The organism is Pseudonocardia charpentierae (assembly GCF_031845345.1).
GTDB classification, from domain to species: domain Bacteria; phylum Actinomycetota; class Actinomycetes; order Mycobacteriales; family Pseudonocardiaceae; genus Pseudonocardia; species Pseudonocardia charpentierae.
The window spans coordinates 1-25066 of record NZ_JAVREJ010000042.1; the positions used below are offsets into that span (position 1 = coordinate 1).

General features: G+C 69.0%; 35 protein-coding genes and 1 pseudogene. 24 read left to right on the forward strand and 12 right to left on the reverse strand.

What is annotated here, in order from left to right:
* The first annotated feature begins 137 nt into the window (after positions 1–137).
* The gene (locus RM445_RS29900; protein WP_311560222.1) at positions 138–512 is read left to right on the forward strand and encodes a PH domain-containing protein; all 375 of its coding nucleotides are present in this window, start codon (positions 138–140) and stop codon (positions 510–512) included.
* 28 nt (positions 513–540) lie between these two features.
* Positions 541–963 (forward strand): VOC family protein, encoded by a 423-nt coding sequence (locus tag RM445_RS29905; protein ID WP_311560223.1) that lies wholly within the window; start codon positions 541–543, stop codon positions 961–963.
* Positions 964–966: 3 nt separating this feature from the next.
* Here the strand turns inward: RM445_RS29905 and RM445_RS29910 are convergent, their stop codons facing one another.
* Positions 967–1671, reverse strand: coding sequence for an SDR family NAD(P)-dependent oxidoreductase (locus tag RM445_RS29910; RefSeq protein ID WP_311560224.1), 705 nt, complete (start codon positions 1669–1671; stop codon positions 967–969).
* 10 nt (positions 1672–1681) lie between these two features.
* Positions 1682–2659, reverse strand: coding sequence for a helix-turn-helix transcriptional regulator (locus tag RM445_RS29915; RefSeq protein WP_311560225.1), 978 nt, complete (start codon positions 2657–2659; stop codon positions 1682–1684).
* Between the two features lie 61 nt (positions 2660–2720).
* Here RM445_RS29915 and RM445_RS29920 point away from each other — a divergent pair, with 61 nt between their 5' ends.
* From RM445_RS29920 to RM445_RS29930, 3 genes are all read left to right on the forward strand, one after another.
* Positions 2721–3071, forward strand: a complete 351-nt coding sequence (locus RM445_RS29920) for a nuclear transport factor 2 family protein (RefSeq protein WP_311560226.1) — start codon at positions 2721–2723, stop codon at positions 3069–3071.
* A 31-nt stretch (positions 3072–3102) separates the two neighbouring features.
* Entirely contained in the window at positions 3103–3459 is a 357-nt protein-coding gene (locus RM445_RS29925; RefSeq protein ID WP_311560227.1) for a VOC family protein, read from the forward strand.
* Positions 3460–3546: 87 nt separating this feature from the next.
* Entirely contained in the window at positions 3547–3990 is a 444-nt protein-coding gene (locus RM445_RS29930; RefSeq protein WP_311560228.1) for a hypothetical protein, read from the forward strand.
* 64 nt (positions 3991–4054) lie between these two features.
* Here RM445_RS29930 and RM445_RS29935 read toward each other — a convergent pair.
* A pseudogene (locus RM445_RS29935) lies at positions 4055–5067 on the reverse strand (aldo/keto reductase).
* A 120-nt stretch (positions 5068–5187) separates the two neighbouring features.
* Between RM445_RS29935 and RM445_RS32790 the strand changes: the two are divergent.
* Positions 5188–5736, forward strand: coding sequence for an AraC family transcriptional regulator (locus RM445_RS32790; RefSeq protein ID WP_449619196.1), 549 nt, complete (start codon positions 5188–5190; stop codon positions 5734–5736).
* Here the strand turns inward: RM445_RS32790 and RM445_RS29950 are convergent.
* The 4 genes from RM445_RS29950 to RM445_RS29965 are packed head-to-tail and all read right to left on the reverse strand — an operon-like array spanning position 5726 to position 9283.
* On the reverse strand, positions 5726–6736 hold the full coding sequence (locus RM445_RS29950; RefSeq protein WP_311560229.1) for a glycine betaine ABC transporter substrate-binding protein: 1011 nt from the start codon (positions 6734–6736) through the stop codon (positions 5726–5728). The genes RM445_RS32790 and RM445_RS29950 overlap by 11 nt on opposite strands.
* A gap of 26 nt (positions 6737–6762) precedes the next feature.
* The gene (locus tag RM445_RS29955) at positions 6763–7545 is read right to left on the reverse strand and encodes an ABC transporter permease (protein WP_311560230.1); all 783 of its coding nucleotides are present in this window, start codon (positions 7543–7545) and stop codon (positions 6763–6765) included.
* On the reverse strand, positions 7542–8708 hold the full coding sequence (locus RM445_RS29960) for an ABC transporter ATP-binding protein (protein ID WP_311560231.1): 1167 nt from the start codon (positions 8706–8708) through the stop codon (positions 7542–7544). The genes RM445_RS29955 and RM445_RS29960 overlap by 4 nt, the downstream gene beginning before the upstream one ends.
* Positions 8708–9283, reverse strand: a complete 576-nt coding sequence (locus tag RM445_RS29965) for an ABC transporter permease (RefSeq protein WP_311560232.1) — start codon at positions 9281–9283, stop codon at positions 8708–8710. Before RM445_RS29965 ends, RM445_RS29960 begins: the two co-directional genes overlap by 1 nt.
* 199 nt (positions 9284–9482) lie before the next feature.
* On the opposite strand from RM445_RS29965, the gene RM445_RS29970 reads away from it, so the two are divergent.
* The 16 genes from RM445_RS29970 (at position 9483) to RM445_RS30045 (ending at position 18724) form a co-directional block, all read left to right on the forward strand.
* Positions 9483–10472, forward strand: coding sequence for a recombinase family protein (locus tag RM445_RS29970; RefSeq protein WP_311560233.1), 990 nt, complete (start codon positions 9483–9485; stop codon positions 10470–10472).
* A gap of 121 nt (positions 10473–10593) precedes the next feature.
* Positions 10594–10803 carry a hypothetical protein gene (locus RM445_RS29975; RefSeq protein ID WP_311560234.1) on the forward strand — a complete coding sequence of 70 codons (210 nt, stop codon included), beginning with the start codon at positions 10594–10596 and terminating at the stop codon, positions 10801–10803.
* Positions 10800–11438: an HNH endonuclease family protein gene (locus RM445_RS29980; protein ID WP_311560235.1), complete on the forward strand. Its 639-nt coding sequence runs from the start codon at positions 10800–10802 to the stop codon at positions 11436–11438. Before RM445_RS29975 ends, RM445_RS29980 begins: the two co-directional genes overlap by 4 nt.
* Before the next feature lie 2 nt (positions 11439–11440).
* Complete coding sequence (locus RM445_RS29985; RefSeq protein ID WP_311560236.1) at positions 11441–12889, forward strand: hypothetical protein; 1449 nt, start codon at positions 11441–11443, stop codon at positions 12887–12889.
* A gap of 253 nt (positions 12890–13142) precedes the next feature.
* Positions 13143–13325 carry a hypothetical protein gene (locus RM445_RS29990; protein WP_311560237.1) on the forward strand — a complete coding sequence of 61 codons (183 nt, stop codon included), beginning with the start codon at positions 13143–13145 and terminating at the stop codon, positions 13323–13325.
* A gap of 62 nt (positions 13326–13387) precedes the next feature.
* Complete coding sequence (locus RM445_RS29995; protein ID WP_311560238.1) at positions 13388–13741, forward strand: hypothetical protein; 354 nt, start codon at positions 13388–13390, stop codon at positions 13739–13741.
* Complete coding sequence (locus tag RM445_RS30000) at positions 13738–14331, forward strand: hypothetical protein (RefSeq protein ID WP_311560239.1); 594 nt, start codon at positions 13738–13740, stop codon at positions 14329–14331. The genes RM445_RS29995 and RM445_RS30000 overlap by 4 nt, the downstream gene beginning before the upstream one ends.
* A 310-nt stretch (positions 14332–14641) precedes the next feature.
* Complete coding sequence (locus RM445_RS30005) at positions 14642–14995, forward strand: helix-turn-helix domain-containing protein (protein ID WP_311560240.1); 354 nt, start codon at positions 14642–14644, stop codon at positions 14993–14995.
* Positions 14985–15641, forward strand: coding sequence for an HK97 family phage prohead protease (locus RM445_RS30010; protein ID WP_311560241.1), 657 nt, complete (start codon positions 14985–14987; stop codon positions 15639–15641). Before RM445_RS30005 ends, RM445_RS30010 begins: the two co-directional genes overlap by 11 nt.
* Positions 15634–16011 carry an arginine repressor gene (locus RM445_RS30015; protein WP_311560242.1) on the forward strand — a complete coding sequence of 126 codons (378 nt, stop codon included), beginning with the start codon at positions 15634–15636 and terminating at the stop codon, positions 16009–16011. Before RM445_RS30010 ends, RM445_RS30015 begins: the two co-directional genes overlap by 8 nt.
* Positions 16008–16328, forward strand: a complete 321-nt coding sequence (locus RM445_RS30020) for a hypothetical protein (RefSeq protein WP_311560243.1) — start codon at positions 16008–16010, stop codon at positions 16326–16328. Before RM445_RS30015 ends, RM445_RS30020 begins: the two co-directional genes overlap by 4 nt.
* Positions 16329–17065: 737 nt before the next feature.
* A complete protein-coding gene (locus tag RM445_RS30025; protein ID WP_311560244.1) occupies positions 17066–17506 on the forward strand; it encodes a hypothetical protein in 441 nt (146 codons plus the stop codon).
* Between the two features lie 22 nt (positions 17507–17528).
* A complete protein-coding gene (locus tag RM445_RS30030; RefSeq protein ID WP_311560245.1) occupies positions 17529–17948 on the forward strand; it encodes a hypothetical protein in 420 nt (139 codons plus the stop codon).
* Positions 17941–18108, forward strand: a complete 168-nt coding sequence (locus RM445_RS30035; RefSeq protein WP_311560246.1) for a hypothetical protein — start codon at positions 17941–17943, stop codon at positions 18106–18108. Before RM445_RS30030 ends, RM445_RS30035 begins: the two co-directional genes overlap by 8 nt.
* Positions 18105–18341 carry a hypothetical protein gene (locus RM445_RS30040; RefSeq protein WP_311560247.1) on the forward strand — a complete coding sequence of 79 codons (237 nt, stop codon included), beginning with the start codon at positions 18105–18107 and terminating at the stop codon, positions 18339–18341. Before RM445_RS30035 ends, RM445_RS30040 begins: the two co-directional genes overlap by 4 nt.
* Complete coding sequence (locus RM445_RS30045; RefSeq protein WP_311560248.1) at positions 18338–18724, forward strand: hypothetical protein; 387 nt, start codon at positions 18338–18340, stop codon at positions 18722–18724. The genes RM445_RS30040 and RM445_RS30045 overlap by 4 nt, the downstream gene beginning before the upstream one ends.
* A gap of 9 nt (positions 18725–18733) precedes the next feature.
* Here the strand turns inward: RM445_RS30045 and RM445_RS30050 are convergent, their stop codons facing one another.
* Positions 18734–19753 (reverse strand): hypothetical protein, encoded by a 1020-nt coding sequence (locus RM445_RS30050; protein ID WP_311560249.1) that lies wholly within the window; start codon positions 19751–19753, stop codon positions 18734–18736.
* A 526-nt stretch (positions 19754–20279) separates the two neighbouring features.
* On the opposite strand from RM445_RS30050, the gene RM445_RS30055 reads away from it, so the two are divergent.
* Both RM445_RS30055 and RM445_RS30060 read left to right on the forward strand, forming a co-directional pair.
* Complete coding sequence (locus RM445_RS30055; protein ID WP_311560250.1) at positions 20280–20453, forward strand: hypothetical protein; 174 nt, start codon at positions 20280–20282, stop codon at positions 20451–20453.
* Positions 20454–20873: 420 nt separating this feature from the next.
* A complete protein-coding gene (locus RM445_RS30060) occupies positions 20874–21008 on the forward strand; it encodes a hypothetical protein (protein ID WP_311560251.1) in 135 nt (44 codons plus the stop codon).
* 124 nt (positions 21009–21132) lie between these two features.
* Here the strand turns inward: RM445_RS30060 and RM445_RS30065 are convergent, their stop codons facing one another.
* The 4 genes from RM445_RS30065 to RM445_RS30080 all read right to left on the reverse strand — a co-directional run bounded on the left by RM445_RS30065 (position 21133) and on the right by RM445_RS30080 (position 24856).
* Complete coding sequence (locus tag RM445_RS30065) at positions 21133–22710, reverse strand: hypothetical protein (RefSeq protein ID WP_311560252.1); 1578 nt, start codon at positions 22708–22710, stop codon at positions 21133–21135.
* Between the two features lie 239 nt (positions 22711–22949).
* Entirely contained in the window at positions 22950–23264 is a 315-nt protein-coding gene (locus RM445_RS30070) for a hypothetical protein (protein ID WP_311560253.1), read from the reverse strand.
* A gap of 300 nt (positions 23265–23564) precedes the next feature.
* Complete coding sequence (locus RM445_RS30075; RefSeq protein ID WP_311560254.1) at positions 23565–23978, reverse strand: hypothetical protein; 414 nt, start codon at positions 23976–23978, stop codon at positions 23565–23567.
* A 665-nt stretch (positions 23979–24643) separates the two neighbouring features.
* Positions 24644–24856, reverse strand: a complete 213-nt coding sequence (locus RM445_RS30080; RefSeq protein WP_311560255.1) for a hypothetical protein — start codon at positions 24854–24856, stop codon at positions 24644–24646.
* Between the last annotated feature and the right edge of the window lie 210 nt (positions 24857–25066).

Here is a 25066-nt window from a genome sequence, read left to right on the forward strand (position 1 = left end):
ATGACCGGCCACCGACTCGACATCCAAGATCTCGCGCTGCGGATCAGCCCGTCCCTGCACCACCACATCGTCCCAACCACCCACAGCAGCCAGGGTTCGACACTCGGATTGTTCAGCGCCGTCCTAGCGTGGATCGCATGGGTTTCCTCGACGGCATCACCGGCAACGCGTCGCGGGTCGACCCCGCCGGTGTCGCTCAGGAGTACGGCCGCCTGCTCGCCCAGGGCGAGCAGGTGCACGCGGGCTACCAGCTCGTCCGCGACGTCTTCATCTTCACCGACCGCAGGCTGATCCTCGTCGACAAGCAGGGCGTCACCGGCCGCAAGGTGCAGTACCACTCGGTGCCGTACAAGAGCATCACGCACTTCAGCGTGGAGACGGCCGGCACCTTCGACCTCGACGCCGAACTGACGATCTGGATCTCCGGTGGGCAGGGCGTCACCAAGCAGTTCGGGCGCGGTGTGGACGTCTACGAGGTGCAGGCTCTGCTGGCCGCCTTCGTCGCCCGCTGACGGACCCGCCTCGCTATCGTCTCCGGCCGTGGAACAGCGCATCAGCATCGTCACGCTCGGCGTCGACGATCTCGCCCGGGCCCGGGCGTTCTACGAGCGGATGGGCTGGCAGGGCCAGGAGGTCGAGGAGACCGTCTTCTTCCAGGCCGGCCCGCTGGCGCTGGTGCTGTGGGGGCGCGACAAGCTCGCGGCCGACTCCGGGGTGCCCGACGACGGCAGCGGTTTCGATCGCATGACCCTCGCGCAGAACGTGCGGTCGGCCGCCGAGGTGGACGCGGTGGTCGCCGCGGCGGCCGAGGCGGGCGCGAGCGTCACCCGGCAACCCGCCACCACGTTCTACGGCGGCTACGCCGGCGTCTTCCTCGACCCCGACGGGCACGCCTGGGAGATCGCGTTCAACCCGGGCTTCACGATCACGGACGACGGGGCGCTGGTCCTTCCCGAGTTCTGACGCTCACCAGGGCACGGGCCGCCCGTCCCGGGTGAAGGTGCCGGTCGGGCCGTCGTCCGGCAGGTCGACGGCCCACAGGATGCTCGCCGCGCCCTCGCCCACCGGCCGGCCGCCGTTCCCGCCCATGTCGGTGGCGGTCCAACCGGGGCAGACGGCGTTGACGAGCACGCCGTCGCGCCGGAGGTCGCCGGCCAGCGTGCGGGTGAGGGCGTTGAGTGCAGCCTTGCTGACGGCGTAGGCCGGGACCCCAGCGCCCATCGACGTGAGCGATCCGCTCTCGCTGCTCACCATCACCACCCGCGGGTGCGCGCTGCGACGCAGCAGGGGCAGGAAGGCGAGCGTGGTCTGCCAGGCGCCGAGGACGTTCGTCTCCCACGCCTCCCGGACCACGCCGAGGTCGACGTCCACCGCGTTCTGCCAGGTGTCGTAGTGGATCGCGGCGTTGTTGACCAGCACGTCGACCCGGCCGAACGCGCGGTCCACCTCGTCGGCGGCCGCGGCGAGGCCGTCGACGTCGGTGACGTCCAGTGCGACCGGCCGCACGCCGTCGCCCAGGCCGACGGCGGCACGTCGACCGGCGTCGACATCGCGGCTGCCGAGCACGACCGTGTCGCCGCGCGCGGCGCACTGCCGGACGACCTCCAGGCCCAGCCCGCGGTTGGCCCCGGTCACCACGACGACCCGCCCGTCGCCCGCATCTCCGGTCACGGCGCCATCCTCACCCCACCCCGCCGACCGCGCCGAGCAACGCGCCCAGTTCCCGCACCCGACGCCCGACCTCGTCCGACATCTCCTCGATCCGGACCGGCGCGCCGAGCGCCGCGATCGCCGCCACGAACTGGACCACCAGCTCCACGGACTCCGCCGTGAGCGCGACCGTGCAGGCGTCGGCGGCGTGTGCGTCGACATCGCCGGGGATCGTCGCGGACACCCCCGCCCGCACCTCGTCCGCGGGCAGCGCGACGGCCAGCCGCGCGGTGTGCAGGTAGGTCGCGCGGGCGAAGGACCGGACGAGGAAGGCCGCCGCGTCCGGTGCGGGCAGCTCACGCGGGGTGAACCCGCGGCGGGTGGGGCGCAGCTCGGCCATCCGGTCGACGCGGAACGTGCGCCAGTCGGCGCGCTCGGGGTCGAAGGCGACGAGGTACCAGCGGCCGCCGTGCGCGACCAGGTGGTGGGGCTCGACACGGCGTGCGGTGGTCTCATCGGCCCGGCTGCGGTAGTCGAAGGCGAGGATCTCGGCGTCGCGGCAGCAGGCGGCGACGGCGCCGAGCACGTGCGGATCGACGTGCGGGGCGCCGCGGGGCGCGACCGCCGTGGTCGTCCCCGTCAACGCCGTCAGTTGCGGACGCAGCCGAACGGGCAGCACGCGCTGCAACGTCGTCAACGCGCGCAACGCGGCATCCTCGATCCCCGCCCCGCCGGCCGCTGCGGTGGCGAGCGCGATCGCCGTGGCCAGCGCCTCGTCGTCGTCGAGCAGAAGCGGCGGGAGGTTGCGGCCCGACGTCAGCCGGTAGCCGCCCGCGGGGCCGGTGGTCGCCTCGACCGGGTAGTCGAGCGCGCGCAGCCGGTCGACGTCGCGGCGCAGCGTCCGGTCGGTCACCCCCAGTCGCTCGGCCAGCTCCGCCCCGGACCACGTCCGACGGGTCTGCAGCAGCGACAGCAACGTGAGCATCCGCCCCGGCAACCCCGTGCTCATGGTCCGAGATTGCCCGATGTCGCGGACACGAGCTGTCCGGAACAGCTCCTAACGTGCAGCTATGAGTTCAGACGACCCTCGCACCGTGGCCGAGACCTACTTCCGCGCCTGGAAGGAGCGCGACTTCACCACCCTGCGCGGCATCCTCGCCGACGACGCGACCTTCCGCGGTCCGCTCGGCGCCGCGGACGACGGCGAGGCCTGCGTGAAGGGCCTCGAGGGCATGGCGCAGATCCTCGACGACATCGTCGTGCAGCACGTGTTCGTCGACGGCCCGGACGTGCTGACCTGGTTCGACCTGCACGCCACCGTGGCCCCGCCCGCCCCCACCGCGAACTGGCAGCACATCGAGAACGGGAGGATCACACGGATCCGGGTGACGTTCGACCCGCGTGCGCTCACCAGCGACTGATCGGGACGATGGAGCCGTGCAGCGTCCGCCGATGACCCTCTCCGCCGCCGTGCTCGAGACCCCTGATCCCCGCGCCCTCGCGGCCTTCTACCGCACGCTCCTGGGGTGGCCCGTCGTGGAGGACGGGCCGACCTGGGTGATGCTGCGCCCGGAGGTCGGGGCCGGGCTGTCGTTCCAGCAGGCGCCGGACTACGTCCGCCCCACCTGGCCGACAGCCGACGGTGCGCAGCAGATGATGGCGCACTTGGACATCCGGGTGGACGACCTCGACGTCGCGGTGGCGTACGCCGTGGAGTCCGGGGCGACGGTCGCGGAGTTCCAGCCGCAGGACGGCGTCCGCGTCTGCCTGGATCCCGACGGACACCCGTTCTGCTTATACATGCCGTAGTCAGCCCGAAATGCACGCTTTTCCCGCGCGGTTCCGCGTGGGACCATGCCGGCAACCCCGGACCAACAACGTCCACGGGAGGCCGACATGGCCCGCTACCTCGTCGTCGCGCACGAGACGGTCACCAGTCCCGAGCTGCTGAAGGCGGTCCGCGGGATCCGGGAACAGGACGTCGCAGCGGAATTCGTGCTCCTCGTCCCGGCGACTCCGATTCGCCATCTGCTGTTCCGGCGAGGCGACGAACACGACGCCGAGGCCACTGCCCGCAAGCGCGGCGAGCGGGCACGGGCCGTGTTCAGGAAGAAGGGCGTGCCGCTCCACGACGTGCACATCGGCGCCGGTGACCCGACACAGGCCATCGACGACGAGGTCACAGGGCATCCGTATGCCGGCTTCGTCATCTCCACCCTGCCCGCGGAGAAGTCCCGTTGGCTGCGGATGGACCTGCCGCGGGTGGTGCGCGCGAAGTACGGCCTTCCCGTTCACCACGTCGTCGCGGCCCCGGAGTTCTCGCTCGCCGACCTGCCGTGAGCGGCCGGCAGGTGAGCCAGCCGGTTTCTGGCGCGACTCACGATCCGCTCGTCGCACCACGAGCTCAGTAGCGGACGTCGCTCTGCAGCAGCGGCGGGTAGACCGTCGACGACTCGCCGTCGACGGTCGAGCCCGCGAACTGCAGCATCGCTTGGAGGGCGCCGTGCAGAGGTGCGGGGTAGTCGAGGTCGGGCCGGGAGAGATCGTCGAGCACGCGGACCTGCTCGGCGGAGAGGCCAACGTCGAGGCCCGCGAGGTTCTGCTCGAGGTGGCCGAGCCGGCGCGCGCCGAGGATGGGCACCACCGTGCCCGGCCGGGTCCGCAACCAGGCGAGAGCGACCGCCGCCGAGGTGGTGCCGAGGTCGGCGGCGATGCCCGCGACGGCCTCGATGACGTCGTACTCCCGCTCGCTCGGCTGCCGACGAAGGCCGTGCGCGCCGAGTCGCCCACCGCCTCGGAGTGCCGGTACTTCCCGGACAGGAACCCGTTCTTGAGCGGGCTCCACGGCACGAGCGCCAGCCCGCGATCCTGCGCGAGCGGTGCGACCTCGCCCTCCACCGAGCGGGCCAGTAGGGAGTACTCGACCTGCAGCGCGATCAGCGGCGTCCATCCCCGCAGCAACGCCAGGGTCTGTGCCTGGGCCGTGACCCACGCCGGCACGTTGGAGAAGCCGATGTAGCGGATCTTCCCGGCCCGGACGAGATCGTCGAGGGCCCGCATCGTCTCCTCGACGGGCGTGTTCCGGTCCCAGTTGTGCAGCCAGTACAGATCGATGTGGTCCGTCCGCAGCCGGCGCAACGACTCCTCGAGCTGCGCGGTGAACGCCGAGCGGCCGGCCCCGCCGGCGTTGGGGTTGCCGGGGAAGAGGTTGAAGAAGAACTTGGAGGCGACGACGACCCGGTCGCGGCGCCCCGGGGCGGCGGCCAGCCAGTCGCCGAGGATCTTCTCCGAGTGGCCGTTCGTGTAGAAGTTCGCGGTGTCGACGAAGTTGCCGCCGTGGTCGGCGTAGACGTCGAGGATCCTCTCCGACTCCTCGACGCTGCACCCGGCGCCACCGGGGTCTTCCCCGAAGGTCATCGCCCCGAGGGCGAACGGGCTCACGCGCACGCCCGACGGGCCGAGGGTGACGTAGTGGTCGAGCGGCACTGAGGGCCTCCGAAGGCGGTTCCGGCGGCGAGGCGACCGCCCCGTCGTGGCATGCCCCGTTCAGCGCCCGAGCTCCTCGCCGAGCTGCGCGAACTCGTCGCGGCGCACGCCGACGCGGGTGTGGCGACACCGGTCGAGGGTTTACTGCTGGCCAAGGTGGAGCGCAGCATGACGCCCGAGTACTCGCTCGCCGATCCCGTGCTCGTCGTCATGGCGCAGGGCGGCAAGCGCCTCCTGCTCGGCGACCGGGTCCATGAGTACCGGGCGGGCGACTTCCTGATCGTGACGGCGTCGCTCCCGGTCACCGGGCACTTTTTCGACGCCACTCCGGAAGCACCGGCACTGGGCATGGGCCTCGTCCTGCGGCCGGCCAGTTCCAGAAGCGGATCCGGCTGCAGGAGGCCCGGTCCCTGCTGCTGGCGAGGGCCGACGACATCGCCGGCGTCGGACATCTCGTCGGCTACGACAGCCCGTCGCAGTTCAGCCGCGAGTACCGGCGGCTCTTCGGAGCACCGCCGGGACAGGACGCCGCGCGTCTCCGCGCGACGACCGTGCCGGAGCCCGACAGCCGGCTTCCCTGACGACGCCGTCAGCCGTTGATGATCTTGGTCTGCGTGAGGAACTCCGTGGCGACCTCGTCCGGGGTCTCGCCGTCGATGTCGACCTTCGAGTTCAGCTCCGTCGCCCGCTGGGTGGTGAGCTCCTTCGCGATCGCGCCGAAGATCGCCTCGTAGGCGGCCGCGTGGGCCTGGTAGGTCTCCGTCCGCATGCTGACGGCGACGTTGTAGGTGGCCAGGGCCTGCTTGTCGTCCTGCAGCACCACGAGCTTGTTGGCCAGGACCTGGGCGTCGGTACCGAAGACCACCGCGAAGTTGCAGGGGTTGCGGGCGGCGACGCTGGTGTAGACGAGCCCGAAGTCGAGCACGGCGACGTCCGAGTCCGGCAGGTCGAAGCCGTAGGTCTTCTCGACGGCGGGCAGACCGTCGTTGCGGGTCGGGAACTCGGCCGCGGTGCACAGGGTCGCGGCCTTCGGGTTCTCCTGCGCCAGGCGTGCCCAGTCGCTGATCGTGGACACGCCGAACTCCTGGGCGGCGGCCGGGTTCGCGGCGATCGCGTAGGCGTTGTTGGCGCCGGCCATCGCGAACCACGTGATGCCGTTGGCCTCGTCCGCCTTCTTGACAGCGTCGAACTGGGCCTGCTCCCCGGCGACCGGGTCGGTGTTGCCGAGCGGCCCGAGCCACGCCGTGCCGGTGTACTCCCAGTACATGTCGATCTCGCCCGACTGCAGGGCGCCCCGCACCACCGGCGTGCCGACGAGGTTGGTCCGGTCCTCGACGTTGGCCCCGGCCGCCTTGAGGGCCTGCACCGCGATCTGGCCCAGGATGAGCTGCTCGGTGAACTCCTTGGAGCCGACGGTGATGTCGGTCCCGGCGAGGCTGTTGGCCTGCGTCACCGACCCGCCGCCACCTGCCTCACCGGTCGGAGCGGTCGTGCCGCCACCGGCGCTGCCGCCTCCCCCACACGCCGCGACGGCGAGCAGTCCGGTCAGGGCGAGTGCCGCCAGCAGGCGGGTGCGGGTCGTACCGGCTCGGGTCGTCACATCGGTCTCCTCATTGAGCGGGTCTTCTAGAGTCCGCGCGGGCGGACGACGTCCTCGACCACGCCGAGGACGTGGTCGACGAGCAGCGCGAGCACCGCGGTGAGCAGGCTCGCCACCACGATCACGGGGGTGCGGCTCTGCACGATGCCGCCGTAGACCACGGCGCCGAGGCCCCCGGCGTTGGTGAGCGCGCCGATCGTGGCCGTCCCGACGTTGATGACGGCCGCCGTACGGATCCCCGCGAGGATCACCGGGACCGCGAGCGGCAGCTCGATCTCGCGCAGGACCCGCCGGCTGGACATCCCCATGCCCCGGGCCGACTCCACGACGAACGGGTCGATCTGCTGCAGGCCGACGATGGTGTTGCGCAGGATCGGCAGGAAGGCGTAGACGACCAGGGCGACGACCGCCCCGCGGAAGCCCGGCGCGAACAGGATCGCGAACAGCACGATCACCCCGAGCGACGGCACGGTCTGCCCCAGGTTGCCGAGCCCGACGACGACCGGTGTTAGGCGCCGGGCGCCGGGCCGCGTGACGAGGATCCCCGCCGGTACGGCGAGCACGATGACCAGCAGCGTCGACAACCCGACGAGCTGCAGGTGCACCAGCGTGGCGGAGCGGAGGCCGTCGAAGGTCAGCAGGCGGCGCTCGACGTCGTCGAGGTCCGCGCGGGCGACGTAGCCGGCGATCGCCACGCACACGAGGACCAGCACGACGGGTGTGCCCAGGTACCGGCGCAGACGCACGGGCCACGACGCGGACGTGTCGCGGGCAGCCGCCGGGTTCGGGGCGTCGGTGACGACGGTCATCGGGCGGCCAACTCGTCGTCGGTCGCGCGCCGGTCCACGGGTCGCCCGTCGTGCGCCGCGTCGACCGCGGACATGAGGGTGTCGAGGTTGACGACACCCAGCAGGGCACCGGCGTCGTCGACCACGGCCACGGCGCCTGAGCGGCCGGCCAGCAGCGCCTCCAGCGCCGCGGCGAGCGTCGCGTCCGGCCCGACGGTGTTCCGGACCTCGAGCCCTCGGCGGTCGAGCGAGTAGCCGGGGTCGCCCAGCTCCCGGGCCTGGACCCAGCGCAGCGGCCGACGCCGGTCGTCGAGCAGCAGCAGGCAGCCGTGGTCGGAGGATGCGGCCGCGCGCACTGCGGCCTCCCGTCCTTCGCCGATAGCCGACGTCGGCCACGGCGCGAGGCCGACGTCGCGCACCCGGGTGAGGCCGAGGCGCTTGAGCACGGCCCCCGACCCGATGAACTCGCGCACGAAGTCGTCGGCCGGGGCGGCGAGCACGGCCTCGGGGGTGTCGTACTGCGCGACGGCCGACCCCTCGCGGAGAATCGCGATCCGGTCACCCATCTTGACGGCCTCGTCGATGTCGTGGGTGACGAACACGATGGTCTTGCGGATCTCCTGTTGCAGACGCAGGAACTCGTTCTGCAGCCGGTCGCGGCTGATCGGGTCCAGCGCGCCGAACGGCTCGTCCATGAGCATCACGGGCGGGTCGGCCGCGAGGGCGCGGGCCACCCCGATGCGCTGGCGCTGCCCTCCGGAGAGCTGCTTGGGGAACCGGTCCCGGTACGTCGCGGGATCCATCCCGACCAGGTGCAGCAACTCGTCGAGGCGCTCCTCGATCCGCTTGCGGGGCCAGCCCAACAACCGCGGCACCGTGGTGATGTTGCGACCGATGGTCTGGTGGGGGAAGAGCCCCACCTGCTGGATGACGTAGCCGATCCGGCGTCGCAGCTGGTCCGGGTCGGCCCGGGTCACGTCCTCGCCCTGCAACCGGATCGTGCCGGAGGTGGGTTCGATGATGCGGTTGATCATCTTCAGCGTCGTCGTCTTCCCGCAACCCGACGGGCCGACGAGGATGACGATCTCGCCCTCGGGGATGGACAGGTCCAGGGCGTCGACGGCCGGTGTGGCTTGCCCCGGATAGCGCTTGCCCAGCTTCTCCAGCTCGATCATCGCGCTCATCAGCGAAGGCCCTTCGAGGTCGTCACGCGGCTCAGGAGCAGGAACGCGGCATCGAGGAGCATCCCGACGACCACCACGCCGAGCGTGCCCATCAGGGCCAGGTTCACCGCGTTCGGGCTGGTGATCACCCGGAGCCCGGAGAAGATCAGCTCGCCCAGCCCCGGGCCCCCGACGATCGGGCCGAGCGCCGCCACCCCCACGAGGAGGACCGCCGAGACCCGCACGCCGGTGAGCACGACCGGCCACGCGAGCGGCAGCTCGATGCTCCACAGCCGTCGCCAGCGGCCCATCCCGACGCCCTGGGCCGACTCGACGATCGCCGCGTCGACGCCGTTCAGGCCGGTGACGGTGTTCCGCACGATCGGCAGCAGCGAGTACAGCGCCAGCGCCACGACGACCGGCACGGTCCCGATGCTGCCGAGCAGCGCCAGCAGGAGCGCGTACATGGCGAGTGACGGCACGGTGAGGATCAGCCCGCACACGTTGAGCGCCCAGGTCCGCAGGCGCGGTCTGCGGTACACCGCGATACCCAGCGCCAAGCCGGCCACCGCGCCGACGAGCAGGCCGACGAGCACTACGGCCAGGTGTTCGAGCGACAGCTCGAGGAGGCGGTCGTAGTGGTCGAGGACGTACTCGACGAACCCGATGACAACTCCTTGGCTCGTATCCGGGGAGCCGGTGAGCGCAAGGTACCGGGATGATCGGCGCGGCGCCCGACGTCGCGAGGAGTGCCGCCCCTACCCGGGCGCGTGTGTCAGAGGCGGCAGCAGGAGCGTGACATCAGGACGGTCCCGGTTCAGACCCTCGTCGAGCGTCGCCCGCCAGAAGCTCGCCGCCGCCCAGCGCGCCGACCTCGGCCGCCCCCCGCTCGGCACCCGGCTCACCGGCTACACGCCGAAGGGTGAGGTGATCCAGGACGAGGCCGAGATCGTGCGGGTCGTGTTCGACCGGTTCACCGGCGGCGACTCGCTCCGCGCCATCGCGGCCTGGCTGGGCGAGACCGGGGTGAAGACCCGACGGGGCGGGGCGTGGAGCCCGTCCACGGTGGCGACCATCCTGAAGAACCCGCGCTACGCGGGCCGCGCGGTCTACAACGGCAAGCCCACCGGGAAGCCCGGCGACTGGGAGCCCATCGTCACGCCGGAGGTGTTCGACCGGGCGCAGCGGCGCCTCGATGACCCCCGCCGGAAGACCCACCACGAGGGCTACGACCGCCGCCACCTCGGGGCCGGGCTCTACCGGTGCGGGCGGTGCGGGAAGGCCATGCACTCCCACACCGGCGCGCGCTACCGCTGCCCCGCCGGTTGCCTCATCCGCTCCGCCGTTCCCATCGACGAGCTGGTGTGCGGAGTGGTGGCCGCCCGGCTCGCCCGCCCGGACCTCGCCGAGCTGCTGCCCACCGTGGACGTCGAAGAGGTCCGCGCCATCACCGGTGAGATCGACAGGCTGACCGCCCGCATCGAGGAGATCGAGCAGGACTACGACGAGGGCAACATCGACGGCCGCCGGTACCGCACCGCCACGGAGAAGGTGCAGGCCGAGTTGACCGCCGCGCGTTCCCGGCTCGTCCGGCTCACCGGCTCCGTCGGGGCGGCCGGGGACGTGCTCCGCGCGGATGACCCGGCGGAGGCGTTCGCCGCCGCGCCGCTCATGATCCGCCGCAGCGTGATCGACCTCCTGCTGGAGGTGCGGGTGCTCACCTCCCCGCGCGGACGCCGTGGGTTCGACCCGGAGACCGTTGCGCTCACATGGAAAGTCGCCTGACCAGCGGTTACTATGAACTAGGAGTCGCTTGTAGCGGCTTCACGGCCTAGCAGACGCCAGCCATCCCAGGGCGGACGTCAACCGATCACACGGTTGGACATCCGCCTTGCCCGCAACACCCATGTCCCCCGAGACGCTCGCCGCTCGGGGCAAGCTCGCCCGACTCACCCGGGACCACGGCCCCGGCGCAGAAGCCGTCATCACCGCCCGCCGGACCTTCGACGCCGAGAGGCTCGCGGACCACATCCGGGCCGTAGTCGATGCCGCTCCGCCCCTCACTCCGGCCCAACGGGACCGCCTGGCCGCCCTCCTGCGGTGCGGTGCCGCGTGACCGTCGCCGCCGTGGAGTACCGCGTCGAGGATCTGCCGCCCCGGATCGCGAAGCGGATCACCGTCGACCCGGAGTCGGGCTGCTGGCGGTGGGGCGGTGAGGTCGGCCGCAACGGCTACGGGCGGACGGGGTGGCAGGGCCGTCGCTGGCTGACCCACCGGCTCGCCTATGTCCTGCTCGCCGAGCCGATCCCAGTGGACCTCGAACTGGACCACACGTGCTGTCGCCCGGAGACGTGCCACGGCGGCGGCGATTGCCCCCACCGGCGCTGTTGCAACCCGGCCCACCTCGAAGCTGTCACGCGCGCCGAGAACCTCCGCCGCGCCGTGCGGCTCACGACCCACTGCCGGAACGGCCACCGGTACGACGGCGCGAACATCCTGATCGCGTCGGACGGGACGCGCCGCTGCGTGGAGTGCCGTCGGGCCTACAGCGCCGCGCTCGCCGAGCGGAGGCGGTCGTGGGGCGTCTTCATGGACAACCTGGTTCGTGAGCACGAGCGCAGAAGGGGTGCGGCGAACGACGCCCGACACCCCGATTCGCCTGCTCACAGCCCCGACGCCACCCCCGACAGCACCCCGACCCCGGTCGGAGAAGTCGGGGAGGCATCGGGGGCCCAGGTCGGGGAGGGCTAGTCATGCGGTCGGGGTTGCGGGCGACCCTCGCGCTGGCTCTGTACCTGCCGTTGGCCGCCCTCGACGGGCTGCGTGAGCTGTGGGCTCGGAACCGGTGGTGGCGGTCGGTGGCGGACCTCGCGGAGATCGAGGAGGCGGCCCGGGAGAAGCGGGACGTCCGCATGATGGCGAAGGTCGCGGAGGAGGTGGGCGCGGCGTGGCACCACCGGCGGAGCGTCACGCGGCAGTGGGTGCTCATCTGCACCGTCGTCGCCGTCATCGCGTGGTTCGCCATGCCGCGCGTCTACCTCGCCGCCGTCGGAGTCGTGGTGATGCTCGCGCTCGCCGCCTTCGGGGCCGTGGTCCGGAGAGCCTGGGTGGAGCCCGAGGAAGAGGCCCCGGCCGTGGAGCCGGTGATGCCGCCGTGGCCGGGGCTCTCCGGGGACCTCCGCGGCGCGGTGCCCATCGGCTACGACCCGGACACCGGGAAGGTGATGGAGCTGCCGCTAGGTCATCACGTCCTCGTGGCCGGGCAGACCGGCTCCGGGAAGTCGATGCTCGTGCGCGTCCTGGCCGCCGGTGCACTCCTCGGCGAGGACGTGGACACGCACGTCTGGTCCGCGAAGCAGTGTGATGACTACGCCGATCTCGCTCCGGCCGCCGCGTCATACGGGGTGGGCCGGTCCGCGATGCCCGCGCTGGCGGACGTGCTGGACGGCGTCGTGTCCACGGTCGTGGACGGTGGCGGCACGGGCCGCCGGACGGTGCTGGTGCTCGATGAGGTGGCGTCGGCGTTCCGGCATGACGAAGTCGGGGAGCGCATCCGGTCCGCTGTGGTGACTCTGGCGGAGCTGGGCCGGGGCGCGAAGGTGACGCTCGTGGTCGTGGTGCAGCGGGTCACAAAGAAGTCCCTGCCGCCGGAGATCGTGGACAACTGCCCGGTGGTGATCGGGCTCCGGGTGGGGTCCGCCGGGGCGTCCCGGCTGATCTTCGGGGAGGACGCGGGAGATCTCGGCCTTGCTCCGCACCTCTTCGACGAGCCGGGGTGGGCGTGGGTGAACGGGGTCGGGCCGAAGCCGCGCAAGATCCGCGGCTGGATGCTGGACGCCCAGACCGCATCAAGCGTGGTGGCCCGGGCTCTCACGGCCCGGGACCCGGACGGCTTCGACTCCGTGGACACGCCCGCTCTCGTGGCGGCTCGTGTCGTTCCCCAGCCCTCGTTGTTGGACGACGTGTCCACGTTGATCGCTGACGGGGGGGTGGAGTGGGCCCCTACCCGGTGGCTCGCGTTCGAGCTGACCGAACGGTGGCCGGACAGGCACCCGACCCGGGAGACGGCGGAGCTGGGGCGGCTGCTCCAGAAGTCGGGCTGCCGGATGGGGGACTTCAACCGGCCGTGGCAGGGCGGCCCGCGTCGGACGTACCGGGGCGTCACGGCCGAGGATGTGGAGACCGCGCGAAAGCGCCGATGACTTTCCACGAACAATGGCGCAGACAATACACGGATAATGGTCGTGTGAGTTAGTGCACCCCTATCTAGTCGCATTTCTAGCTCATTGCGAGTTATGATCGTCTCATCACCCACCACGAACACATCTGAACGGTTCATGTGTTCGCGCCCTGCTTCTGGCCGGGCGCAGAAGGTGAGTGAGTTACGTGTCCACGTCGACACCCGAGGATCGGTCGCGGACGCTCGCGGCGCGATCCGCAGGCGGCCGAGTCGCCATGCTGCGCCAGTGGCGCGGGGCGGATGACCCAGCCGTCATCGAGGCTCAGCGCGACCTCGCCGCGCTGAAGATCGAGAACTTCATCGCGAAGATCACGGAGTCTCACCCGACGCTCGACCCGGCGCGGGTTGAGCGTCTCGTCTCCGTGCTCCGGGGCGCCAGCGGCGGTGGTACCGCATGAGGTTCAGACACACCGAAGCCCGCCCCCCGGCACAGGGAGCGGGCCCCGAAAGTGATCTTCACGTGGGCGGCGAACCCGGTTCCGATTCTACTTGGGATGCCCCGGAAGCAACACCGGATCGGGTCGCCCTGGAGCTGTCCGGGCTGACCGCCGTGGAGGTGGCCGCGCTCCTCGTTCAGCTCGCCGCCGGACCGATCTGCGACCCCATCGCCGACGGCGTCCGGCTGGCCGCCTACAAGATCACCACCGGCTACGCGCCCAGCTCCCGGGACCACGTGGCCGGTGGCAGGTGGCACCGGAACCATCCGCTGGCCTCGGTGACCGAGCTGGACATGGCCCGGTTCGGTCCGACGGGCGTGCCCGACCTCTGGGTCCGGTACGGCCCTGCTGGGCCTCCGGCTGAGGGGGCGGCATGACCTTCGCGAAGCTCTCCGATGACTTCCCGGACGACTGCTGGAACCTCTCCGACGCCGCGTACCGGTTGCACAGCGAGGGGCTCGTCTGGTCCGCCCGGAAGCTGCTGAACTGCCGCGTTCCGGTAGATGACCTCCGCCGGTTCGCCCGGCGTCCCGAAGCGGTCCCGGAGCTACTCGCCGTCGGGTGGTGGGCGCAGGACGGCGACGTCTACGTCATCCGCCACCACGCGCAGTACCAGCCCACCCGCGAGGAGGTGCTCAACCGGCAGGCCGTGAACGCGGCCAACGGGCGGAAGGGCGGACGTCCCCGGAAGCCACCGCGGGAGCGCGCGTCGGAGATCACCCCAGAAACCCAGTCGGTTAGCGAGCCGGTAACCCAGTCGGTTCTGGAAACCCAGTCGGTTAGCGAACCGCAAACCCGCGGGGAGAGGAAAGGACTGGACCAGGAACGGAAGTACTACAGAGACGCACATGCGTTCAACACGGACACGTGCACCGGCAGCGTCACGTGTGAGTGCTCGGACTGCGAGTCGGAGCACCAGTGGCTAGGCGAGGGCCAAGGAGCTCACCGTGGATTGTCTAGGGCATGAGGTAAGCGCCCTTGCCGAGCGGTTCCGCACCGGGGAGACGACCTGATGCCCCGTCGTGGAGGTAGCAAGGCGACCCGGAGGCGGGGCAACGCCGCCCGGGGCCGCCGAGTGAGTGAGGCCCCGGCCCCGGGCTCGTACGAGGAGGAGACGCCCGCGTTCGAGCCGCCCGTGGTGGAGGAGGCCGTCACGGAGGAGGCCCCGCCGGTGCCTCCCCGGGAGCCCGTCCCGTTAGAGCCGAAGCCGGTTCGCCGCAAGCCATCGCCAACGAGCTGATCGCGGCGTGGGCCCGGCGCAATACGGGGGGTGGGTCATGACATCCGGCGATGAACTACGCCGCACCGTGGTCACCGCGCTCCTCCTCGGCCGCCGGGAACTGCGCCGAAACGGCACCGCCGTGCCCCCGGAGTTCGACCTCGTGGTGGAGATGTTCATCGCGCCTGGAGTGGTCACCAGTAGTCAGGAGTGCTCACTTCTGGCACCCGAGGAGGAGTGCGGTGACGCTGCCTTTATGACCATCAAGGAGACGGCGCGCCGGTTGCGCATCAGCGCGAGCACCGTCCGCCGCCTCATCGCCGGTGGAGAACTGGACGTGCGCCGCGCCGGTCGACGCGTCCTCATCCCGGTCGCCGCAGTCCAAGAGTTCGGAGAACGCCGTGCCGGATAGCAAGTCCACCATCGGCCGGGTCGAGATCAAGTCGGAGACGCGCGGCGAAGTCGAAGCCGTGTTCGCGACCACGGCCGTGAACGGGCGGCCAGTCATCGACTCCCACGGGGACGTATACGCGCCGGGCGCATTCGAGGACGGGGCCGAAGTCATCCTCTCCGCCTACGGGCATGCCGTCTGGCAAGGCGCACTCCCCGTGGGCAAGGGGCACATCCGGGTCACCGACTCCGAGGCCATCGTCGCGGGCAGGTTCTTCCTCGATACGACGGCGGGGCGGGACACGTTCGCGGTCGTGCGCGAGTTGGGACCTCGACAGCAGTGGTCGTACGGGTTTGACGTACTCGCCGCTGATGACGGGGTGGTGGACGGCCAGAAGGTCCGGGTGCTGAAGCAGCTTCAGGTTCACGAGGTCAGTCCGGTTCCGATCGGCGCCGGTGTCGGAACCCGAACGTTGGCGACGAAGAACGCCTCGACGCCGGAGGACGTTTTCGTCAAGGAGTTGATGAGGTTCGTGGGCAGGAACCTCGAAGACGCGCTCCGCCACGAACTCGAAGACATCCGGCACTCGCTGGATCTCGCCCGGCTTCGCGATCAACCGCGCGCCGACGTCCTCGACATCCGACGGAGGTTCCTCCCCAATGAGTGATCGAGACGACCTGGACCGCCTCCTCAATGAGAGGCCCAGCCCCGAGGAGATCGAAGCCTTCCTCGCCAGCATCGGTGACGTCCTCGATGAGGACGAGCGTCGCGCTGATGAGGAACTCGGAGACGAACTGCGCACGCAGGGCCTTCACGCCCACGAGGTCACTATGGCCGCGCTCACCCGCGCCGCCGACATCAAGGCCCTGCGCGCCGCGAAGGCGGAACCGCACATGCACACCGGCAAGGACGGGGTGGCGCGGTTCCACGAGCGGAAGCCCTACAAGGGCTTCGGGCTGACCACCCGCGTCCTCCTGGAGTGGCTCGCGGATGACCTCCGCGCCGGAGTCGAACTGATGGGTGGCGACGCGGCATGAGTGAGATGAACTCGAACCCGGACGTGGCCCGCGCCCTCGCCGAACGGGATGCCGCGCACGCCGCGTTCTCCGCCCCCGACGGACCGGATGCGACGTGGCAGCGCCTCGCCCGCCAGCTCTCCATCGCGCAGGCGTACGGCACCGCGGACGGTAAGTCCGCGTACGAGATCAAGGAACAGGAGCGGGAAGCCCGCATCATCCGGGATGCCGCGTGGGATCAAGTAGTCGTCCCTGCGAATGAGGCCCTCGTCCGTGCGCAGCACCGCGTCCTCGCCGCCGGTATAGCCGCTGAGCGCCGAGCCGCGGGGGCCCGGTAGCCCCATGACTCGTCGCGCGGAGCGCGGGGGCGTCAACGTCACCGCCCCGGGTCCTCATGATCTCCCCGGGGGGCACGGATCGAAGGCGCGTGCGAAGGACGTGACAGCAGGGCTGCTTACTCGTGTCACGTCCCGGCGGTGTGTTGCCTTTCCACACCTGGGCGCCTGCGTCCCCGCGCTCCGCGCGACCACCTGCACCGATGAGGTGCTCATGCTGCTGGAGTTGGAGACGTGGCACGCGTGCATCTCCAGCACCACCAGCACCACCACCAGCAGCACCAGCTCACGCTGTGGTGCACACCAGCAGGCCCACGATGGTGCAGGTGACGCGTCACGCCCACGCGTGAGCACCTCACCCTCATCGCCCTCATCACCCACATCGCACGTGATGAAGCACGACTCAGACGTTGATGACCTGACTGTGGATCTCTGTGTCCACGATGCAGAAGACGAAGTCATGTTGATGACGAACATGACGATCGAAGATCACTCGATCACTCGTGTCGATGAATGCAATGAACTGATCACCGCGTCCGAGCAGGTCCCTCTTCACACGTCACAGACGAGACGAAGCCACCGACGATCCGATGACGTTTCGTAGAATGACGACTACAGAGAGTGGGGGGTACCAGCTCGGCGCAAAACGGACACTGGTCGGGGACCCCCAATACAGGTGCGAAAACATGCGACCGTCCGGAGCGATCCGTTCCCGTGATCTTGGATTTTGGAGGTGATCGGTGACCGCGGATGATGATCAGCAGCTCCCCATCCCGCCCGGTCTCGGGAAGAGAGGCCGCGCGTTCTGGGACAAGATCACCGGCGAGTACGCACCCTCGCCCGACGAGGCCGAGATCCTGACCGAGGTGTGCCGCCTACTTGATCAGTGCGACCACCTCGCCGCCGTCGTCCACCGCGACGGGCTGATGGTGGAGGGCAGCGTCGGGCAGCAGAGGCTTCACCCAGCGCTCCCTGAGCTGCGGGGCTGCCGCATCGCCCTTGGGCGCCTCATGGCTCAGCTTCAGCTCGACGGGAGCGAGCTGGACTCCCCCGGCGTGGCACAGCGGAAGGCCGCCACCGCGAGCCGGTGGGAGAACACGCCGCGGGGTGCCACGGTGAGTGACGCCGCCCGCCGGGCCGCGTCGATCCGCTGGAAGGGGAAGGCCGGACACAGTGCGTAGACGTGATGGGGCACGGGGCGCCGTGCCGTTCGCCGACGTGGACGGCTTCGACATGTTCCTCATCGAGTCCGCGGCGACCCCGGCGGTGGGTGAGTTCTCCCCCCTCCTGGGGCGGGCGTTCACCGCCGCCGAGGTGGAGCACCTCCAGCGCGTGCACCCGGCGCCGGACACCGAGGACGAGGACCGGGAGTCGGGCACCTGGACCGGTGACTGCCCCATCGACCCGGCCTGCGTGGTGTGCGGGGGCGTCGACGACCTCACGGTGGAGGTCGCAGGGCCGTACTTCAACAACTTCTCCCGGGCGGTGGGGCCGTGGTGCTTCACGGTCTGCCAGGAATGCGCCGATGAGGGGCGCTCTCACCGGTTCACCGAGGCGGAAGCGGTCGCCCGGGAGGCGGACCACTTCGGGCACCTCGGCTGGGGTGACGATGAAGATGAGTGACACCCCGCTCACGATCAACCCGGAAGACATCGTGCGGGAGCTGCGCTCCGAGCCCCTCGGGGCCGCCCTATGGGACCGGGCCCAGCTCGCCGTGACGGTGACGGTGCAGGCCGCGCGCATCGAGGAGCTAGAGCGCCTCGTACCGGATGGCCCACCGTGACCAACCCGGACGCCCTGTTTCGGGCCGCGCTGGAGGCCATGCCCGCGGACGTCCTCCTGGACCTGGCCGACGACCTGGAGCAGGCCATCTACTCCGACGAGGTCAGGGAGCTAGATCCCTCGTCCGATCAGATGGCCTACGTGCAGGAGGCTGTAGTGCTCCGGCTCCGGCGTGAGGTGGAGTCCCGCTATCGCTACGCGGCAGAGGTTGTCGACGGTCTGCGCCGCCCATGACGTCCACCAGCGCTGCGCCATCCCTACGCCGCCGGTGGCTGGCCCACGTGGACACGCTCCCGGACGCCCCGCGTCCCCGGATCGCCGGTGCCGTCCGTGACGCCCGCGGTCGGCTCACGGGTGGGCACCACTACGTGAAGGACGACGTGATCGCCCTGCGCCCGTCTGAGCGGGCCGTGGCGGTCGCCCTGGGATCGCTCGCCGACTCCGATGGGTGCGCCTCCCCCGGGGTGCTGCGGATCGCCGCCACCGCCGGGGTGTGCACCGAGCGGACCGCGCACGCCCTCGCCACCCTGGGACGGCTCGGGCTCCTCCACCGTGACTACAAGTTCGGGCACGGCCGAATGGACCGGTTCTGGCTCGAACTACCGGATGGCGGGTGAGTGAGAAGGTCAGCCTGGAGTAGTCAAAACCTTCAGTCGTGCCTCGGCATGATGCGCGAGGTTATCCGCTGAGAGGCTGGACAAGAGCGTGAGTACGTATACCGCGAGACCGGCAGGTACGCCGAGGCTTGCGTCGCCTCCCGCGTTCAGCCCTGCGCCCAACACAAGTGTGGAGATCGCCAACGTGACGGTTGTCGCCTTAGCGTACGTCTTCATTGTGGCTACTGTGTAATCGTTCAAGAAGTGCCCCGCCAAGAATGCGATGTGGGCACAGAACGTGCTGTTCGCTACGAGCAGGAAGAATAGAGAAGGAGTAACGGCGAGCACACCGTTCCTGATGTAGGACTCATCAGCAAGTCCCTGCCACGGCGTAAGTGCTGCGACTCCAATAGCGGCGAGGGCAAATACTGCATAGCCTGCTGAGTGAAATCTCAAATTGCGACGATATTCAGCGGGGACAGTGAAGTCTGTTATGACGTCTTGCAGGCGCAGCACCTGCTCCTCGATGGTTCGAGGATGGTCGGCGTCGCACTCCTCGGCGAGTCCTTCAATTTCGCGAATTAGAGCGAGGTGCACTGGCATGCCCACCCGAGAGGGAGCACTCGCCAACTGCTCGGCCGACTTCACCAGTTGACGCCCGAAGTCGCTCAAACTGCAGGAAGTATCCTGGTGCCATAATGGATCAAGCGTCGCAGTCTGAATCCTTCTCATGCCGTAGCCGGGTAGGACGAACAGTACGTTACGAAGGAAAACCGTACCAATAATCCTGAACCGGTTCTCCTTCACCTGCCCAAGAGCTTCGAAGTGAACAATTAGGCGCGCGAGGTCAGTCGAGAGTGACGAGCGCGAGTATTCTGTGTGGATGAGTTCGTCGTCCGCAGTTGCCTCACAAAGAACTTTGCCTACAGCAGCGAGGCGAGAGGCTGCATCCAAGTAGTCTAGAGGTGCCGAGTCGTATGAGTAGTCAACGAAGTCGTTGTTGCTCACCTCGAAACCCAGCTCTCCCGCGAGCCTGTAGCACTCGTTCAAGAGTCCTTACACCTCGGATTCCGGCCGCTTCTTCCGTGCGCTTCGATCTGCGCGTTGAATTGCTATAAGCAGTCGCACGTAAGTGACGAGTCGCCGTATACCTGTCATGGCCACAAGCAGGGAGGCTAACCGAAGGCTCGCCACGCCGTACTCGTCCCGGATCGAGCGCGGACCGTTCGCAGATCATCAGGCCGACGGGGTCGCCCTCGTCGGGTAGCCACTCTCCGCACGGCTTCCACGTCCCCGGTGCGCGGCGAGATCCGCGACGGACAGGGTGATGCTGCTCGGCTCGACCAGTCGGTTGCGTACCGGCGCGCTCAACGGGCCCTCCCTGTGGGCGTGCTGCCACTCGGCCGCGACGACGTCCCGTCCGCCGCACCCCGGCCGCCCGCCGCGCCGCGGTCGTGGTGTCACTGCTGCCACCGGTGTTCGAGGCGACCGATCCCCGGTGCGCCGACACGAAGCACCCGTTCTTGTTCGACCCCGACGACCACGGCGCCGAGATCGACATGACACGACGCGGCGGGTGACCGCGGAGGCGTACTGCGGACCGTGCACGGACCGGGAACGGTGCGCCGAGTTCGCCCGCACGAACAACCTCGTCGGACTGTGGGGCGGCGTGCTGCGGCACAGGCCCACCACGAAGCAGCCGGTCGTGGAGTTCGACTTGCTCGACGACGATCTCGCCGACGTCGGGTGACTCGGCATCGCCGATCGTGGCGTGAACTGGGGGCGCTCAGCGGGCCGTCAGAGCGGGATCAAGCTGCACCAGTCCCGGTGGCGTGGCCAGCGCATGCCCGAGGTCTCGGGCACCCTGGCCAGCACCCACGGGGTCCCCGGTGCGATCGGGCGGGAGCACCGGACGCACTGCACCTCGCCGGTCTCGACGCGGGCGCTCCACGCGGCCTGTGAGCGTCGGCGCAACCACGGCATGACATCGATCCTTCGGCTTTGGGCACCCTTTACGCCTTGTGCGTAACAGTGTTACAGCCGGTGCCCGAGACCAGGGTCGTTGACGCCCCGGGGCAGAACGCGTACTCCCGGGTGATCGGGCCGCGGCGCTACACCGTCTGCGCGGAGTGCCGCGACGAGGCACTTCCCCGGTTCGGCGAGCCCGTCCGTGTTCGACCCGCCGGACGACGGCCGGTTGAACATCACCACGCGCCGGGTCGCGGCGGAGGCGTTCTGCGAGGAGTGCCCGGACCGGGAACCGTGCGCCGAGTTCGCGGCCGAGCACGGGTTGACGGGGTTGTAGGGCGGCGTGCTTCGGTACCGGCCCACCACGAAGTCCCCGGTCGAGGCGATCGACCTGCTCGACGGCGACCTCGGACGACGTGGGGTGAACCCGATGCTGTCCCGCGGAGAAGGTGCCGTGCGTGTTATTCGATGACGGCAGGTTGGCCCGGTGGTTGATTCTTCACGCCTAGAGCCGCTTCGATACCGTAACCTGCGTCCGGGTCTATCGTGACACGGTAGCCAGTGTTTTCGGGCAGCTCAACGGACGTAATTCGCGCTTTCTGTACATAATGTGTGTAGTCACCCAGGTCAATGTCGTGGCCACAAATTCTAGCAACGTACGGGTCAAATGCTGGGATTGCGACAGAGTGGAACTCGGCGGCGCTAATCGTTGCGGCCATGTCAGGAGCTGACCGTACTAGCGTGAAGGACGCGGGACCTGCCCCGATGCGAATCCGCTCTCCATTGAGGAGCCGGATCGCGCGTCGCAGCTCGTACTCGTCCTTGTTCGTCCAGCTTTCGGGTACCGGGAACGGGAAGTTTGTGACGTCTTGTAAGCGTGCCAGCCCTTCAATGAACTCGACGTATCTCGGCTCTAGCGGCTCCGCATCTGGAAGTTCTATCGCAACACCCGTGGGTACGCCCTGAATTGAGAAGGTTGCGGTGTTGGGCGATGAGGCGGCAGCGATAAACCGTAGAGCGGGTAGCAGTGTCCCCGGGAGAATCCCTTGGGATGGCGTACCTGAACGTATGTTGAGCTGCACTCGGCCCGCCGCGACCTCTGCGCGGATTCTCACTCGGATCATCCCGGTGAGGTCGACCCCTCTAAGCGTGATGCCCTTTGCGCCATGGGTGCGTCCTGCCAGATGAAACGGGAGCGCGGCGACTCTACGGCCTTCGGGTGCCTGTACAAGTAATTGTAGGGACAGCTGTACTGCCTCCGCAGCCACGGCCCCAATGCTGATGTCTGCACTTCCGTCGGTGATTGCAAAGCCGTGAGGGGCGTTGACATTGAGGTTGCGAATGTTCGCCGCGGGTATGTCGACAGCCTCTCCCCAGTCAAAAGCGTCTGCGACTCGCTGGCGAAGTCCGTCCTCTGCCTGGGCGGACTCAACAACGATATCGAAGCGGGTCTCAATAGGGAAGTCCTTTTCTGCGCCAGGGTACTTTGGTTTCAGAGAAGCCGAAGCGACCTTGCCATTCTCGATGGAGAAGTCGACCCGATAGAAGGGGTTCGCGTGGTCCATTCGCGCAGCAAGCTGCTCAAGGCGGTCGATTGCTGCGGGTAGACCGTCGACCATAGCGTCTTGCTCCTGCTTCAGTTCGCGAAGCAGTGCAACGTATTGGTCATTGGCGCCCATGAAGTGTCGAACAATCGCCGGGTGCTCGGCTAGTCTCGCGTCCAACCAATCACCTCCGCGCCATTTCAGCGGAAATGGATACCCCGGCTGTAGTGAATCAAACCACCGAAGCTCCTCGGGATTTGGAATCATCGGTGTAACGAGCGTCCATGAATCAGGCTGCTCGGCTGCGGCCGTTATCAGACTTTCAGTTACCTGCCGCTTTCGCGTTGCGCTCTCCCGGAGCCGGTGGAGGAAATATTTAGACTGCCAGTAGTCCTTCTTGTTGTCTGTGACGAGTTGATGGTCTCGGCCACCGTCACCGCCACTGCCGTCGATGCGCTGTGAGTCTGGGTAGAGCGTGCTCAGTAGAATGCTCACGATATTCTCGAAACGACCGCCCGAGCCGACTTCTGCCCAATCGATTCCGTCTTTCAAGGTTCCTCGCTTAGCGTATTCGAGAGGGGCAGCTAAATTGATCGCGCCCTACGGCCTCGCGATTGAGAATAGCGGGCGCTCGTAGCGACCGTCTTGGCCGCCGCCGGTTGGTGACTCGCCCATGACATGACACGCGGATGACGTTCATGCCGCCGCCGGTCTGAACGCGGGGAGACCCTCACCTACCAGGCGCGACTCTGCTCGTGCACGGACTCGGCGTTCATGATGTGGGCGTAGCCGTCGCCATTCGGTACGTCTGGAATCTGGATCAGCATGCCGCCGTTGCCGGTGAGGGTGCGCCTCGACTCGTTCAGGGCAATCCAGGCCGGGTCCACACCGACTACATGGCGCGTTCCGTCTGATGTGTCCTCGACGAGCGCCCAGAAGGCCACCCCGCCGAACTTTGACTGGGTGTCGTCGGACTCGGGTTCCGGAAGGTGCTCGACCCACCAGCCAGGGGCCGCCGGAATGAGCTGGACGATCTTGAACCGTGGCATCCGGGGACCGTAGCCGCTCCCGTGCTGAGCCACGAGGATGGCCCCGGAGCATGGGGCTCCGGGGCCGTCGTGGTGGTGGTGATGGTGATGGTGAACTACTCGCCGTTGATCTCGTCCACCCGCGCGGCGATCCCGTGGCGTCCTGACCTGCCCTCCGCGGCGTCCGCGTCCCGGCGGAGGCGGATCTCCAGCGCGGCCATCGGGCATGAGTCGGTGGAGAGTCAGCCCCGCCGCCGGGGCTATGGCGTCAGCCCCGCCGCCGGGGCTATGGCAGCGGGGCTGACAGGTGGCGTCGAGCGGCTATGAACCGACGATGCAGGAGTTCTCGTCCTTCACCAACACCTCGCCCGTGTCCGCCACGGTGATCTCGCACGTGGCGCCGATGCGGGCGATGTCCAGCTTCACCATCGACGTGTTCGGCACGGTGATCGTCTTGCTCCACTCACCCTTGCCGTTGACGTCGAACGTGGTCTGCTTCGCGACGTTGCCGTCATGAAGATTAACGATGTAGCTACCGAAGTCCCCGCGCACGGAGTGCACCGCCAGCCGGATGGTCACGTCGGCTGGCTCGGCGCTCGCCTCGACAGTCGGTTCCGGTGGCGACACGGTGACGACCCGAGGTGTCGCGGGCGGCGGGGGTGGAGCCGCCGGAGTGGACGTGCCGCAGGCGGTGAGCGCCAGCGCGACGGCTAGGGCGAGGACGGGGCGGATCATGATCGATTCCTCCGATAGAGACGGGCGAGCGTTACAGATCGCCTATCAGCGGGCCCATCCCCCAGGAGCGCACCTAACGCCCGTCTACGCCCATCGTGGGGCACGCTGTACGCCTCTCAACCGCCCACGCGGGTTGAGAGAAGGGGTGACCCGGCCGCCCGACGGGCGGGGAGGGGACGCCGCCGCCCGGGGCCGACGTCGGCCTACCGACGCTGGGTCTCGGGCAGCGGCCAGGTGACGCGCTCCGCGGACTCACCGAGGTCTCTGGCTCTTCGTGCACGTTGGCTCGCCGCCCTGACGCGCACAGCCCGCTCGCATGCGGCTCGCGCTCTATCGCGAGTATCCCGAGACTCCCGGGCAAGCTCAGCGGTCGCCTCCGACAAGCAGACCAGAACGTGCTCCTCATCGGTCGCCTGGTCGAGCATGGCTATCAAAGTACCGACGTGACGGAGACTCCAACCGCCTCAGACAGACGCCAGCCCCCACCGGAGGGGACAAGCGGGGGCTGACGAGGTGGGGACGCTACGCGGTGGCGTGGTCCCGTGCCCGGTGGCTTGCCTCGTGACGGGCGCTCCCGTCGGAGACGACGAGGGCGGCACAGAGACGGCACACCCGCACCCGGAGGAGACCCCGGTGGTGGAGCAGTCGCATCACGACGCGGGACATCACCGGGGCCACCTCTCCCCGGCCCGGTACGCCACGTAGACGGCGTGCACGAGGTGGGGTGAGACGCCGAAGCGGATGAGCGCGCCGCGTGTCTCCTCCGGGTCCGCCCCGAGGGCGTCCGTCATGGCTCCGAAGCCGGAGAGCAGCGCGTGCCACTCCCGCTGTGGATCTGGGGTCGACGCGGGCGTGTTGGATCGACTTGGATCGTCCATCGGGTCCACTCCTCATCAGTGGATCAAGTTCCCGGTGGCGGTGTTCCAGCACCGCCCCGGGAGCGCCAGGTCTGGCCTCCTCATACTAAAGAGTTCGTTGGTTAGTGGACTCTGATCATGCTGTGATGTAGCGGAGGTCGGGGTCGGCGAAGAACGCGCGGATGATGTGGGGCATCTTCTGCAGCCGTCGTAGCGCACTGATGACCTTGG

Coding starts and splice junctions, on each gene's coding strand:
- RM445_RS29975 (WP_311560234.1), top strand. CDS start 10,594: ATGTCCCCCGAGACGCTCGCCGCTCGGGGCAAGCTCGCCCGACTCACC.
- RM445_RS29960 (WP_311560231.1), bottom strand. CDS start 8,708: ATGAGCGCGATGATCGAGCTGGAGAAGCTGGGCAAGCGCTATCCGGGG.
- RM445_RS29930 (WP_311560228.1), top strand. CDS start 3,547: ATGGCCCGCTACCTCGTCGTCGCGCACGAGACGGTCACCAGTCCCGAG.
- RM445_RS30035 (WP_311560246.1), top strand. CDS start 17,941: ATGAGTGACACCCCGCTCACGATCAACCCGGAAGACATCGTGCGGGAG.
- RM445_RS30020 (WP_311560243.1), top strand. CDS start 16,008: ATGAGTGAGATGAACTCGAACCCGGACGTGGCCCGCGCCCTCGCCGAA.
- RM445_RS29990 (WP_311560237.1), top strand. CDS start 13,143: ATGCTGCGCCAGTGGCGCGGGGCGGATGACCCAGCCGTCATCGAGGCT.
- RM445_RS32790 (WP_449619196.1), top strand. CDS start 5,188: ATGCCCCGTTCAGCGCCCGAGCTCCTCGCCGAGCTGCGCGAACTCGTC.
- RM445_RS29985 (WP_311560236.1), top strand. CDS start 11,441: ATGCGGTCGGGGTTGCGGGCGACCCTCGCGCTGGCTCTGTACCTGCCG.
- RM445_RS30000 (WP_311560239.1), top strand. CDS start 13,738: ATGACCTTCGCGAAGCTCTCCGATGACTTCCCGGACGACTGCTGGAAC.
- RM445_RS29925 (WP_311560227.1), top strand. CDS start 3,103: ATGACCCTCTCCGCCGCCGTGCTCGAGACCCCTGATCCCCGCGCCCTC.
- RM445_RS30080 (WP_311560255.1), bottom strand. CDS start 24,856: ATGGACGATCCAAGTCGATCCAACACGCCCGCGTCGACCCCAGATCCA.
- RM445_RS30005 (WP_311560240.1), top strand. CDS start 14,642: ATGACATCCGGCGATGAACTACGCCGCACCGTGGTCACCGCGCTCCTC.
- RM445_RS30070 (WP_311560253.1), bottom strand. CDS start 23,264: ATGCCACGGTTCAAGATCGTCCAGCTCATTCCGGCGGCCCCTGGCTGG.
- RM445_RS29900 (WP_311560222.1), top strand. CDS start 138: ATGGGTTTCCTCGACGGCATCACCGGCAACGCGTCGCGGGTCGACCCC.
- RM445_RS30075 (WP_311560254.1), bottom strand. CDS start 23,978: ATGATCCGCCCCGTCCTCGCCCTAGCCGTCGCGCTGGCGCTCACCGCC.
- RM445_RS29920 (WP_311560226.1), top strand. CDS start 2,721: ATGAGTTCAGACGACCCTCGCACCGTGGCCGAGACCTACTTCCGCGCC.
- RM445_RS30015 (WP_311560242.1), top strand. CDS start 15,634: ATGAGTGATCGAGACGACCTGGACCGCCTCCTCAATGAGAGGCCCAGC.
- RM445_RS29955 (WP_311560230.1), bottom strand. CDS start 7,545: ATGACCGTCGTCACCGACGCCCCGAACCCGGCGGCTGCCCGCGACACG.
- RM445_RS29915 (WP_311560225.1), bottom strand. CDS start 2,659: ATGAGCACGGGGTTGCCGGGGCGGATGCTCACGTTGCTGTCGCTGCTG.
- RM445_RS30045 (WP_311560248.1), top strand. CDS start 18,338: ATGACGTCCACCAGCGCTGCGCCATCCCTACGCCGCCGGTGGCTGGCC.